The sequence below is a fragment of the Proteus faecis genome (genome assembly GCF_003144395.1).
Classification (GTDB): domain Bacteria; phylum Pseudomonadota; class Gammaproteobacteria; order Enterobacterales; family Enterobacteriaceae; genus Proteus; species Proteus faecis.
Window position 1 is genome coordinate 96,537 of record NZ_PENZ01000028.1, and the last position, 13,243, is coordinate 109,779.

A 13,243-nucleotide genomic window follows, 5' to 3' on the forward strand; every position below is an offset into this window, starting at 1 on the left:
ACATATGAAAAATAAAACACAATATGATTCATCTATTATTGATAGTCTACTCTATATATCTAAAATAAATCAAAATGATTTAAAAAAAGAACAAATACTTCATTTTTTAGGTGATAGTAAAAAATTAACAAAGTGGAATATTATTGAAGTAGCAAACCTACTCAATTTAAAGTGTAATTTTGATATTATTGATATCAATCACAACAATAATATTGTCGGCGATATATTAATAGAAATAGATAATTTTTGGTTTATTTTAAAAGATAAGAAGAATGATGATTTATTTATTTTCAACCCTAAAGATAACACTTACAAAAAATACACTTTTTGTGTTGATAAAAAAATAAAAATATTGCGTGTCATTCAGTTTGAAAAAACATCTTTACTTGAAAAGTTTAGTTTAAAATGGTTCTTTCCTTCACTATTAAGGCAAAAAAAAATATTATGGTTCATTTTTATTCTCTCTTTTTGTACTCAATTATTCTCTTTAGCTAGCCCTATTATTTTTGAAAACTTTATTGATAAAGTATTAACGGGCAGAAGCTTATCTAATTTACATGTATTTGCATCTATTTTAGTTCTTATTGCGCTTATTGAACCCACTTATCTTTTTTTAAGAGATAAATTATATTCATTTGTCTCTTGTAAATTAGGTGCTGAATTTTCAGGTAAAACGTATCAACATCTAATTCGGCTACCAACTCAATTCTTTAATCAGCGCCAAGCAGGACAAATCATTTCTCGTCTACAAGAGCTCTCTAATATTCGTCAATTTATAGCGGGTTCTGCTTTTATGATGGTACTTGATCTTATCTTTATTACCTTGTTTATCTCTATAATGTTTTATTATTCAACATTATTAACATGGATAACATTAGGTGCGCTTACACTCTATTTTCTAACTTGGATTATTTTAGGCCCCATTATTCGTCATTGGGTTGAAGTGGAATATAAAGCCAATGCGGAAAACACAAGCTTACTAACAGAATCAATCAATGGTATTGATACAATAAAAATTACAGCAACAGAAATTTATTTTCTTAAAAAATGGCAACATAAGCTAACTTATCATATTCTTGCCCGTTTTTCTGGCGCTAAAAAAGCATTATTAGCGCAACAGATAATCATGACGATACACAAAATAGCGACCGCGATTATTTTATGGTATGGCGTGAAACGAGTCATGGACATGCAAATGACAATAGGCGAGCTAATTGCATTTAATATGTTCGCGGCACATATTACCCAACCTATTTTACGCTTAGCACAAATATGGCAAGACTTTCAGCAAACCACCGTGTCATTACAGCGCATTGGTGAAATTTTAAATACACAAACAGAACTCCAGCACCAAGGATTAACCTCTTTACCAAGTATTAGTGGTGAAATTACGTTTTCTCATGTTAATTTTCGCTATGCTGATAATACACCTGAAGTGATTAAAAATATTTCATTATCGATTCCTGCGGGAAAATTCATTGGCATTACAGGACCTTCAGGCTCAGGAAAAAGTACCTTAACCCGTTTAATTCAACGCTTTTATACACCACAACAAGGACAAATTTATATTGATGGAATGGATATAGCCATTGCAGATCCACTTTCTTTAAGACAGAGTATGGGCATTGTTTTACAAGATAGTTTTTTGTTTAGTGGCACTATTGCAGAAAATATTCGTTTATCAAAACCTTATTGTCATGAAGATGAAATATATGAGGCAGCAAAACTTGCTGGGGCCTTTGATTTCATACAGCAATTACCACAAAAATTTAATACTCAAGTTGGAGAAAGAGGTAGTCATTTATCTGGCGGACAGCGTCAGCGCATTGCATTAGCAAGAGCGCTATTGCCAAATCCACGTATTCTTCTTTTAGATGAGGCGACATCTGCTCTAGATTATGAATCTGAAGCAGAGATTTTAGCCAATTTACCTTTAATTTGTAAGAATAGAACGGTGATCAGTATTGCCCATCGACTTAATACACTGGCTAATTCAGATTATATTTATGTCATTGATAAAGGTAGAATTACAGAAGAAGGCACCCATTCTAATTTATTAGAAAATGGCTCGCTCTATTACCATCTGTGGAAACAACAAACTCAATAATGGACAATTAAATAAAAAGGCTCGATTACCGAGCCTTTGATACATTAATTAATATTATCAGAAAAATTAGTACAGCATACGAGCACGAATTGTGCCAGGTAATGCTTTGATTTTTTGTAACACTAATTCAGCTTGAGCCTTAGTTTGAGTTGTAATATCAATCACAACATAACCGACGTTACCTGATGTACGTAAATACTGTGCAGCTACATTGATATTTTCTTCAGTAAACACTTTGTTGATACTATTCATCATACCCGGACGGTTTTCATGAATATGCAGTAAACGGTTTACATCATCACCATGGCTTGGCAGAGAGACTTCAGGGAAGTTAACAGCAGATAGCGTAGAGCCATTATCTGAATATTTCGCTAATTTACCTGCAACTTCATAGCCAATATTTTCTTGAGCTTCTTGAGTTGAACCACCAATATGTGGAGTTAAGATCACATTATCAAATTTGATAAGTTCAGAAACAAACGGATCGTTCGGATCGTTATTTGCTCCCGGCTCCGTAGGGAATACGTCAACTGCAGCACCAGATAAATGCTTTGATTCTAGAGCTTGTGATAACGCAGGAATATCAACCACAGTACCACGAGAAGCATTGATCAGAATTGAGCCTGGTTTCATACGCTGAATTTCTTCATGCCCAATCATATTTTTTGTTGACGGTGTTTCTGGCACATGTAAGCTGACGATGTCACTCATATTCAACAGTTCAGAGAGATGACGAATTTGAGTTGCATTACCTAATGGCAGTTTGTTTTCGATATCATAGAAATAGACATCTAGACCCACACTTTCAGCCAAAATACCTAACTGTGTACCAATGTGACCATAGCCAATAATACCCAGTTTTTTACCGCGAGCTTCAAAACAGCCTTTGGCTTGTTTATCCCAAATTCCACGATGCGCTTTCGCGCTTGCTTCAGGGATACGACGCAATAATAACAGTAATTCACCAAGCACCATCTCAGCCACGGAACGAGTGTTTGAGAAAGGCGCGTTAAAAACAGGAATACCGCGACGAGCAGCAGCATCTAAATCAACTTGATTAGTACCGATACAGAAGCATCCCACAGCGACTAATTTTTCAGCCGCGGCAAAAATTTCTTCTGTTAAATGAGTGCGGGAACGAAGCCCCACAAAACGAGCATCGCGGATAGCTTCTTTTAATTCTTCGTCCGATAATGCGCCTTTGTGATATTCAATATTGGTGTAACCCGCAGCTCTTAAATTTTCTACTGCACTTTGATGCACCCCTTCAAGGAGTAGAAACTTTATCTTTTCTTTTTCCAAAGATACTTTGACCATTTACCCTGCCCTATCGTTATTACATTTAATGAAAACAAAATCCTGTCTCATCAACATAACAAAAATAGATTTTGTGGCAATACAACCGATTGCCATGATGACAGAATAAGCGGTAAATAAAGTGATTTTCTACCGAGTAAAATGATTTTGACTTCGAAAATGGCAGGATTTTAAAGAGAGATATAACTATCATGTGATATATATCACTGAATTTGCAGTTTCTAAAATAATTTAAAAAAATAGGTAGCCATCGCTACCTATCTTAAAAAATTACTTAATAGTTTTCACACCTTCAGATGTGCCCATTAAAACAATGTTTGCGCCACGGTTAGCAAATAATCCTACGGTTACAACCCCTGGAATACTGTTAATTTTGTTTTCCAGTTCAATAGGGTTAAGGATCGTTAAGTTATGAACGTCTAAAATAACGTTACCGTTATCTGTTACTACGTTTTCGCGATATTCAGGCAAACCACCCAGTTTAACCAATTCACGAGCTACATAAGAGCGCGCCATTGGAATAACTTCAACAGGTAGAGGGAATTTACCTAATATATCAACTTGTTTAGATTCATCAACGATACAGATAAATGTTTTCGCTACACCAGCAATGATTTTTTCACGTGTTAATGCAGCCCCACCACCTTTGATCATTTGCATCTGGTGGTTAATTTCATCAGCACCATCAACATAGATATCTAAAGAATCGACTTCATTACAGTCGAAAACAGGAATGCCGTAACTTTTTAATTTTGCAGTTGATGCCTCTGAACTTGAAACGGTGCCTTCAATTTGACCTTTCATTGTTGCTAATGCATCAATAAAGTGAGAAGCCGTAGAGCCAGTACCAACACCCACAATCGTGCCTGGTTTTACATATTCAAGCGCCGCCCAACCTACTGCTTTTTTCAATTCATCCTGAGTCATTTAAAAAAACCTTATTTATCACATTAATGGATTAAGAATAGCATATTGCATTCAAAACTAGCACGAGACACATCAAAAACTGAGAAGCAACATTTTAACTCATTACAACGAAAAATATGGCATAGTAAGCGATAGAATATAAAATCGAAGAGAGTCTGTTAATGAAACGCCCTGATTATCGAGCATTACAAGCCCTTGATGCCGTCATTCGAGAACGTGGTTTTGAAAGAGCCGCGCAAAAGTTATGTATTACACAATCTGCCGTTTCTCAGCGTATCAAACAGTTAGAAAATTTATTTGGACAACCGCTATTAGTTAGAACTGTTCCACCTCAACCCACAGAGCAAGGACAAAAATTATTAGCACTATTGCATCAAGTAGAATTACTTGAAGAGCAATGGTTAGGTGATGAAAACAGCGGTTCTACACCTCTTTTACTCTCTTTGGCAGTGAATGCTGACAGTTTAGCGACATGGTTATTACCCGCTTTACATCCAGTCTTAACGCAACTGCCTATTCGTCTCAATATTCAAGTGGAAGATGAAACTCGCACTCAAGAACGATTAAGACGAGGCGAAGTCGTTGGTGCAATCAGTATTCAGCCACAAGCACTACCAAGTTGTCTTGTCGATCAATTAGGCGCGCTCGATTACCTATTCGTTGCTTCTCCTGACTTTGCTCAACGCTACTTTACCAACGGTGTAACAAAATCTTCGTTATTAAAAGCGCCGGCAGTCGCATTTGATCATCTTGATGATATGCATCAGGCATTTTTACAACAGAATTTCGGTTTATCTCCTGGTAGTGTGCCGTGTCATATTGTGAACTCCTCTGAAGCCTTCGTGCAATTAGCTAAACAAGGTTCAACCTGCTGTATGATCCCACATCTACAAATTGCGAATGAACTAAAAAGTGGAGAACTGGTTGATTTAACACCGGGGCTTTGCCAACGACGTATGCTCTATTGGCACCGATTTGCGCCAGAAAGTAGAACCATGAGAAAAGTGACAGATGCACTGATTGATTTTGGTCGTAAAGTTTTAAAACAGGACGAAGAGTAATACACTATTTAATCTTGTTACCATAAAGAATAGGCTTCATATTGAAGCCTATTCTGTTTTATCGTAGTACAATTATTTAGTGCGTTTTAATTCAAAAACCACATCCACATAATCTTTAAATTCAATACTTTGTTGTTGATAAGTTTCTTGTACAGCGGCAGGTGCTTGAGCTTTCAGTGCCATTGCATCCATACGCACCTGTGCAATTGGATAAGGCGTTGCCTCTGGTGCTCGATAACTTACACTATAAACTGCACCTAAATCAGCGCCAAAACCTTTTGCAACTGAACTTGCTTGATCAATCGCATTTTTAATCGCCACTTCACGTGCTTTCGCTTTATATTGCTCTGGATTATTTACACCAAATTCAACGTTATTAATCTCATTTAAACCCGCCGCTAATGCACCATCAAGCAACGTATTAAGCTGTTCTAATTTCTTGATTTTCACATTAACAGTACGTGTTGCGGTATAGCCATTAATCACTGAACGTTCTGCTTTTTTATCATACTCATAGTTTGGTTGAGTACGGATATTTGCAGCATCAATATCTTCCTTTACAACACCATTTTCTTTTAAGAAGGCAAAATATTTCGCAACACGCTCATCAACTTGTTTCTTAGCTTGAGCAGCATCTTTTGCTCTTTCATTAACCTGAATATTTAATGTTGCCATATCAGGAGCGGCTTTAATTGTCGCATTGCCCGATGTTGTAATATGTGGTCCTTCTGGCTCCGATGCAGCGAGTGCAATGGAAGGTAATCCCAGTGTAAACACGGATGCTAATACAATCGCTTTTAATTTCACAAAAACCCCCTGACAAAATAAATTTTAATGTCCTGTTTTTAGGACTAAGAAGAACATTAGCATATATGATGTAAAGTTCTTTAAGATTAAAAGAGAGTTTTCAATCCTTGTGCTGCTAATTGAGCAGCAATAAACCACATGACACATCCTACAAACAGATTAATAATACGTTGAGCGCGTGCTTTGCTTAATATTGGAGAAAACCAAGCAGCGAGTAGTGATAACGCAAAAAACCAACTTATAGAGGCAAGTATTGCACCACATGTAAACCAAGGACGTAGTTCTGCGGTTAATTGCCCACCAATACTGCCTATCACAACAAAAGTATCTAAATAAACATGAGGATTAAGCCAAGTTACGGCAATTAATGTCACAATCACACGCCAACGGTTTTTTATCTGATTTTCACTTTGTGATAATTCAATATCTTTTGAAAAAGCCGTTTTAAATGCATTCCAGCCATACCATAATAAAAACGCCACGCCTCCCCAAGTGATCAGTAGTAAAAGGATTTCTGATTGGCTGAGCAGAGCACTTCCACCAAAGACACCTGCAGTGATCAAAATCACATCACTTAAAGCGCATAATAATGCACTCATTAAATGAAACTGCTTTTTACTTCCTTGTTGTAAAACAAAGGCATTCTGAGCACCTATTGGCAAAATCATTGCTGCACTTAATAAAAACCCCTGAAAAAAAGTTGTGAACATGCAATATACCCTAATAATTATTCGTTTAATATTGGATAAATAATAGGGGGATTTTGATATTAGAGGAAATGAATCATTCTTATTGTTAATAAGAAAAACTAATAGTAATAAAGAAAAAAAGCCACGTTAATCACGTGGCTCTGTGTCATCTATTTATGGTAAAACTACTCGGTTTTAGCCGTTGTATTTTGTGTTTGATGCATATAAACATCCATTTGTGGGAATGGAATACCAATATTATTTGCATCTAATGCACGTTTAAAATCTTCCATTAAATCCCAATAAACCGGCCATGCATCAGCATTCGTTGTCCAAACCCGTACCACAAAATTTAATGAAGACGGAGCCATTTCATGTAAACGGATCGTCACACCTTGTTCATGTTGAATACGTTTGTCTTTTGCAACAACGTCACCCAGTACTTGTTTTACTTTATCAATATCAGCATCATAAGCTACACCAACAATAATTTGTGTACGGCGATTAGGCTCACGGCTTAAGTTAATCACATCACTACTGATAATTTTACTATTTGGGATAACGATTATTCTGTCATCAGCAGAACGTAATGTTGTAGAAAAAATTTGCACATCTTTCACTGTACCTTCAACAGCACCAATTATCACATATTCATCTGTACGGATTGGGCGGAAAATAACAATCAGTACACCAGCAGCAAAGTTAGACAGTGAACCTTGTAATGCTAAACCGACGGCTAAACCGGCAGCACCTAGCACAGCGATAACAGACGCTGTTTGAACGCCTAATCGTCCTAATACTGCAATTAAGGTAAAAGCAACAACGGTATAACGAACTAGGACAGACAGAAATGTCACAACAGTAGCATCAATATGGCGCAACGTTAAAACTCTCGCAACACCTTTACCAATCATTTTTGCCACAAAAAGACCAACAAATAGTATCAAAAATGCTGCAATAATATTCACCGCATACTGAATAAAGAGATCCTGATTTGCGACAAACCAACCTGTTGCTTCATCTAAACTAGCGGGTAATTCATTCATTAGACCACCTTTTAAACTTAAAAACGTAATGAAAAGAATAGTAATTCAATAGTATATTGTGGCAGATTTATTCAAGAAATATATAGGATTTGTTAATTTCTTCTATTTTCCAGAATAAATAACCGATATTTTTGTAGCATGGTAGCAAAATCATCTAAACCACAAAAAGAGATACTCTCATTATCGTAATAGCTCATGCCCTCTTCCATTTCATCTGTTTCAAAATGCAAGGTATTCGCTCTTACCATCACCTCTTCGTCATCAATAGAAAGACTGTATTCTTTACCGATAAGTTCCCACTGTCTTTCACTGCCTTTAATACCTTCCATTTCTTCAAGAATTTGATCTATAAGACTAATATCGCCTTGAATTTCATCATTCAACCAATAACCTATTGCTTCATGATCCATCGAAAAACGGGCTAGTATACCGCCAGTGAGATCTCGCTGAAATTCATAATCCATGGTGTACGCCCCTTATAAAGCTCTCGCTTTTTTAATAAAAAATATCTTATTCTTATTATGACAAAAATAACAAAAAACGGGAGGCATTTGCCTCCCGTTTGTTCATATAAAATACTTTAAAGCAATAAATTAACCATTATACCGTTGTTTGGAAAATAACTTGGTCTGCTTTATCTGTATATTGCTCTAGTTGGTCGAAGTTTAAATAACGATAAGTATCTTCTGCGGTTTCATCCACTTTATTTATGAAATCCAGATACTCTTGTGGCTCTGGTAAACGACCGAGTAATGAAGCAACTGCCGCAAGCTCCGCAGAAGCAAGATACACATTTGCACCTGTACCTAAACGGTTAGGGAAGTTTCGTGTTGATGTTGAAACAACAGTTGCACCATCAGCAACTCGTGCTTGGTTACCCATACATAGTGAACAACCTGGCACTTCGATACGAGCTCCACTCTTACCAAAGACGCTATAATAGCCTTCTTCCGTTAATTGTGCCGCATCCATTTTTGTTGGTGGAGCAACCCATAAACGTGTTGGTAATTGACCTTTGTGTTGATCAAGCAGTTTACCTGCAGCACGGAAGTGCCCAATGTTGGTCATACAAGAACCAATGAATACTTCATCAATTTTGCTGTTTGCCACTTCGGATAACAGGCGAGCATCATCAGGATCATTCGGCGCACATAAAATTGGCTCTTTGATCTCATTTAAATCAATTTCGATCACTGCCGCATATTCTGCATCGGCATCGGCTTCAAGTAATTGCGGATCTTTCAACCAGCTTTCCATTGAAGTGATACGACGTTCAATGGTACGACGATCACCATAACCTTCAGCAATCATCCATTTCAGTAAGATGATGTTAGATTGTAAATACTCAATAATAGGCGCTTTATCCAGTTTAATGGTACAACCCGCAGCTGATCGTTCTGCTGATGCATCAGCAAGTTCAAATGCTTGTTCTACTTTCAGTTCTGGTAAACCTTCAATCTCAAGAATACGACCAGAGAAAATGTTCTTCTTACCTTTTTTCTCAACTGTCAGTAAACCCTCTTGGATCGCGTAGTAAGGAATAGCATGAACTAAGTCACGCAGTGTCACGCCCGGTTGCATTTCACCTTTAAAACGTACCAGAACAGATTCTGGCATATCTAATGGCATAACCCCTGTTGCTGCAGCAAAAGCCACGAGGCCAGAACCTGCTGGGAATGAGATACCAATAGGGAAACGAGTATGTGAGTCACCACCTGTACCTACCGTATCAGGTAATAACATACGGTTTAACCATGAGTGGATAATACCATCACCTGGACGCAGTGAAACACCACCACGGTTCATAATAAAATCAGGTAAGGTGTGATGCGTTGTAACATCGACTGGCTTTGGATAAGCTGCGGTATGACAGAATGATTGCATCACTAAATCCGCAGAGAAACCAAGACATGCTAAGTCTTTTAACTCATCACGAGTCATTGGACCGGTTGTATCTTGTGAACCTACTGAGGTCATTTTGGGTTCACAATATTCGCCAGGGCGAATACCTGCGCGGCCACAAGCACGACCTACCATTTTCTGGGCGAGAGAGAAACCGCGGTTACTTTCTTCAACAGGTTTAGCATGACGGAACAATGTGCTAGCTGGTAAACCTAGTGATTCGCGCGCTTTTGACGTTAATCCACGACCAATAATCAATGGAATACGACCACCAGCACGAACTTCATCAATTAATACTTCTGTTTTCAGCTCAAAGGTTTCCAGTAACTCATTCGTTTCATGGTTACGAATTTCACCTTTGTATGGGTAAATATCAATGACATCACCCATATTTAATTTAGAAACATCAACTTCAATAGGGAGTGCACCTGCATCTTCCATAGTATTAAAGAAGATAGGCGCAATTTTTCCACCAAGAACAACCCCGCCACCACGTTTATTAGGGACAAACGGAATATCGTCTCCCATAAACCAAAGTACAGAGTTAGTTGCTGATTTACGTGATGAGCCGGTTCCTACAACATCACCAACATAAGCCAATGGGAAGCCTTTCTTATTTAACGTTTCGATTTGCTTAATTGGACCTACGCTACCCGGCTGATCAGGTTCAATACCTTCGCGTGCATTTTTCAGCATTGCTAAAGCATGTAATGGGATATCAGGACGAGACCAAGCATCTGGTGCAGGTGATAAGTCATCGGTATTGGTTTCACCAGTGACTTTAAATACAGTAACAGTAATTTTTTCTGCTAATTCAGGGCGCTCAGTAAACCACTGTGCATCAGCCCAAGATTGCATAATTTGCTTAGCATAAACATTGCCTGCTTTCGCTTTTTCCTCAACATCATAGAAGTTATCAAACATCAGTAATGTGTGAGAAAGTGCTTTGGCTGCAATTGGGGCTAACTTATCATTTTCCAGAGATTCAATTAAAGCATGGATATTATAGCCACCTTGCATAGTACCTAATAATTCAACAGCTTTTTCTGGTGAGATAAGGGGTGATGTAGTTTCGCCTTTCGCGAGGGCAGTTAAAAAACCCGCCTTAACATAGGCAGCTTCATCAACTCCGGGTGGAACACGGTTAACAATTAAATCAAGAAGAAATTCTTCTTCACCTTTAGGGGGATTTTTTAATAGCTCAACAAGTGCGGCTGTTTGTGTGGCATCGAGAGGTTTTGGAACGACACCTTCAGCTGCACGCTCTGCTACGTGCTTACGGTATTCTTCTAGCACGACTGTCTCCTCGCTTCTTTGTCATTTTGTATAACCCGGCTGTCTGCACCCCGTCTGTTGAAGGATGCCAGGTCAGAGGATCTTTTGCTCGCATAAAACATAAGAGGTTGTAAAATTATGCCCAGCTAAGGGCTATCAGCATAGCAAATCTTCAACACTATGTTAATTCGTTCACATAAAAGTAACATTAATCAGATTCAAATATCCACTTATTCAGATTAAAACACTTAAACAAAATATATAACAGGGACTTTTAACCAAGATTTTGGTTAATAACCACACTTTTTATAGTTTTTTTTACCCTCAAATTAGCACTAAAGCGAAATCATCGATTAAATAAACAACAGAAAGCATAAAAAAAGAGCCAAGTTCTATAAAGAACTTAGCCCTTATCATTTAAACTACTTTAGTAAACTGTTCTCAGCAAAACTATTTTAAGTAAAGCTAGTGCTCAGTAAACAAGTCGCTTATTTTTTCTTTTTCGCTTTTGGATTTGGCAGGTCAGTGATACTACCTTCAAATACTTCCGCAGCCATACCGATTGACTCGTATAACGTTGGGTGAGCGTGGATAGTTAATGCGATATCTTCAGCATCACAACCCATTTCAATTGCAAGACCGATTTCACCTAACAGTTCACCACCGTTAGAACCGACAATAGCACCACCGATAACACGGTTAGTTTCTTTGTCAAAAATCAGCTTAGTCATACCATCAGCACAATCTGATGCGATTGCACGGCCTGATGCGGCCCAAGGGAAAGAAGCCACTTCATAGCTAACCCCCTTCTCTTTCGCTTCTTTTTCAGTCATACCAACCCATGCAACTTCTGGTTCAGTATAAGCGATAGATGGAATAACTTTAGGATCGAAGTAATGTTTTTTACCAGAGATAACTTCTGCTGCAACGTGACCTTCATGGACACCTTTGTGAGCCAGCATTGGTTGACCAACGATGTCACCGATAGCAAAGATGTGAGGTACATTAGTACGCATTTGTTTATCAACATGGATAAAGCCACGATCATCAACTTCGATACCAGCTTTACCTGCGTCTAACAGTTTACCGTTAGGTACACGACCGATAGCAACTAATACTGCATCGTAACGTTGTGGTTCTGCTGGGGCTTTTTTGCCTTCCATTGTTACATAGATGCCATCTTCTTTTGCTTCAACAGCAGTGACTTTAGTTTCTAGCATCAGGTTAAATTTCTTGCTGATACGTTTGGTAAATACTTTAACCACGTCTTTATCAGCAGCAGGAATAACCTGATCAAACATTTCAACTACGTCAATCTGAGAACCCAGAGAGTGATAAACCGTTCCCATTTCCAGACCGATGATACCACCACCCATAACCAGTAAACGCTCTGGTACGGTTTTCAGTTGCAGTGCATCTGTTGAGTCCCACACACGTGGATCTTCATGTGGAATAAACGGTAATTCAATTGGACGTGAGCCGGCAGCAACGATTGCATTGTCAAAAGTGATGGTAGTTGTACCTTCAGCACCTTCAACAGACAATGTGTGAGAACCAGTGAATCGAGCTTCGCCATTAACGACGGTCACTTTACGGCCTTTAGCCATGCCCGCTAAGCCACCCGTTAACTGAGAGATAACTTTATCTTTCCAGATGCGAATTTTGTCGATATCTGTTTTTGGTGCATCAAATACAACACCGTGTTCAGATAATGCTTTCGCTTCTTCGATAACTTTAGCAACGTGGAGTAACGCTTTAGAAGGGATACAACCCACGTTCAGACAAACACCACCTAAAGTAGAGTGACGTTCCACTAAAACTGTTTCTAAACCTAAGTCAGCGCAACGGAACGCCGCGGAATAACCCGCAGGGCCTGCACCGAGAACCACTACCTGTGCTTTAATTTCAGTACTCATCGTGACCTCATTATTTATTTGTCCGGCGAGTCAGACGATAATCCATATTTAACACCGAGACTTACATACCGCATGCAGTTTACAGAAATGTTAATAAACTGAAAAGCGCTCTAACATGACGGATCTCACAACCTAAGATGTATGACTGTAAAATCCATCACTGTAATCAGAGAAACCGGTGCTTAGCACCGGTTTT

The 13,243-nt window shown here is 38.3% G+C and carries 10 protein-coding genes; 2 read left to right on the forward strand and 8 right to left on the reverse strand.

All coding sequences use genetic code 11. The features are described 5' to 3' along the window. Window positions 1–4 precede the first annotated feature (4 nt). Window positions 5–2,107: a type I secretion system permease/ATPase gene (locus DK858_RS07600; RefSeq protein WP_109396882.1), complete on the forward strand. Its 2,103-nt coding sequence runs from the start codon at window positions 5–7 to the stop codon at window positions 2,105–2,107. Between the two features lie 66 nt (window positions 2,108–2,173). Here DK858_RS07600 and serA read toward each other — a convergent pair whose 3' ends face one another. Both serA and rpiA read right to left on the reverse strand, forming a co-directional pair. Beyond that, window positions 2,174–3,424 (reverse strand): phosphoglycerate dehydrogenase, encoded by a 1,251-nt coding sequence (gene serA / locus DK858_RS07605; protein WP_109396883.1) that lies wholly within the window; start codon window positions 3,422–3,424, stop codon window positions 2,174–2,176. Between the two features lie 270 nt (window positions 3,425–3,694). Further along, the gene (gene rpiA / locus DK858_RS07610; RefSeq protein WP_109396884.1) at window positions 3,695–4,351 is read right to left on the reverse strand and encodes a ribose-5-phosphate isomerase RpiA; all 657 of its coding nucleotides are present in this window, start codon (window positions 4,349–4,351) and stop codon (window positions 3,695–3,697) included. A gap of 161 nt (window positions 4,352–4,512) precedes the next feature. Between rpiA and DK858_RS07615 the strand changes: the two genes are divergently transcribed. After that, on the forward strand, window positions 4,513–5,412 hold the full coding sequence (locus DK858_RS07615) for a LysR family transcriptional regulator ArgP (protein WP_023581522.1): 900 nt from the start codon (window positions 4,513–4,515) through the stop codon (window positions 5,410–5,412). A gap of 72 nt (window positions 5,413–5,484) precedes the next feature. Here DK858_RS07615 and DK858_RS07620 read toward each other — a convergent pair whose 3' ends face one another. From DK858_RS07620 to lpdA, 6 genes are all read right to left on the reverse strand, one after another. Next, a complete protein-coding gene (locus DK858_RS07620; RefSeq protein ID WP_109396885.1) occupies window positions 5,485–6,219 on the reverse strand; it encodes an oxidative stress defense protein in 735 nt (244 codons plus the stop codon). 86 nt (window positions 6,220–6,305) lie between these two features. Beyond that, complete coding sequence (gene argO / locus DK858_RS07625) at window positions 6,306–6,929, reverse strand: arginine exporter ArgO (protein ID WP_109396886.1); 624 nt, start codon at window positions 6,927–6,929, stop codon at window positions 6,306–6,308. A 164-nt stretch (window positions 6,930–7,093) separates the two neighbouring features. After that, window positions 7,094–7,954, reverse strand: coding sequence for a small-conductance mechanosensitive channel MscS (mscS, locus tag DK858_RS07630; RefSeq protein ID WP_109396887.1), 861 nt, complete (start codon window positions 7,952–7,954; stop codon window positions 7,094–7,096). Between the two features lie 92 nt (window positions 7,955–8,046). Then, a complete protein-coding gene (locus DK858_RS07635; protein ID WP_023581519.1) occupies window positions 8,047–8,418 on the reverse strand; it encodes a YacL family protein in 372 nt (123 codons plus the stop codon). Between the two features lie 136 nt (window positions 8,419–8,554). Further along, complete coding sequence (gene acnB, locus DK858_RS07640; RefSeq protein WP_109396888.1) at window positions 8,555–11,152, reverse strand: bifunctional aconitate hydratase 2/2-methylisocitrate dehydratase; 2,598 nt, start codon at window positions 11,150–11,152, stop codon at window positions 8,555–8,557. 467 nt (window positions 11,153–11,619) lie between these two features. Further along, window positions 11,620–13,047, reverse strand: a complete 1,428-nt coding sequence (lpdA, locus tag DK858_RS07645; RefSeq protein WP_075670832.1) for a dihydrolipoyl dehydrogenase — start codon at window positions 13,045–13,047, stop codon at window positions 11,620–11,622. Between the last annotated feature and the right edge of the window lie 196 nt (window positions 13,048–13,243).

What these genes read in the sequence shown, in the direction of transcription:
- argO (WP_109396886.1), bottom strand. Translation starts at nt 6,929, where the DNA reads ATGTTCACAACTTTTTTTCAGGGGTTTTTATTAAGTGCAGCAATGATT.
- lpdA (WP_075670832.1), bottom strand. Translation starts at nt 13,047, where the DNA reads ATGAGTACTGAAATTAAAGCACAGGTAGTGGTTCTCGGTGCAGGCCCT.
- serA (WP_109396883.1), bottom strand. Translation starts at nt 3,424, where the DNA reads ATGGTCAAAGTATCTTTGGAAAAAGAAAAGATAAAGTTTCTACTCCTT.
- DK858_RS07635 (WP_023581519.1), bottom strand. Translation starts at nt 8,418, where the DNA reads ATGGATTATGAATTTCAGCGAGATCTCACTGGCGGTATACTAGCCCGT.
- DK858_RS07615 (WP_023581522.1), top strand. Translation starts at nt 4,513, where the DNA reads ATGAAACGCCCTGATTATCGAGCATTACAAGCCCTTGATGCCGTCATT.
- rpiA (WP_109396884.1), bottom strand. Translation starts at nt 4,351, where the DNA reads ATGACTCAGGATGAATTGAAAAAAGCAGTAGGTTGGGCGGCGCTTGAA.
- mscS (WP_109396887.1), bottom strand. Translation starts at nt 7,954, where the DNA reads ATGAATGAATTACCCGCTAGTTTAGATGAAGCAACAGGTTGGTTTGTC.
- DK858_RS07600 (WP_109396882.1), top strand. Translation starts at nt 5, where the DNA reads ATGAAAAATAAAACACAATATGATTCATCTATTATTGATAGTCTACTC.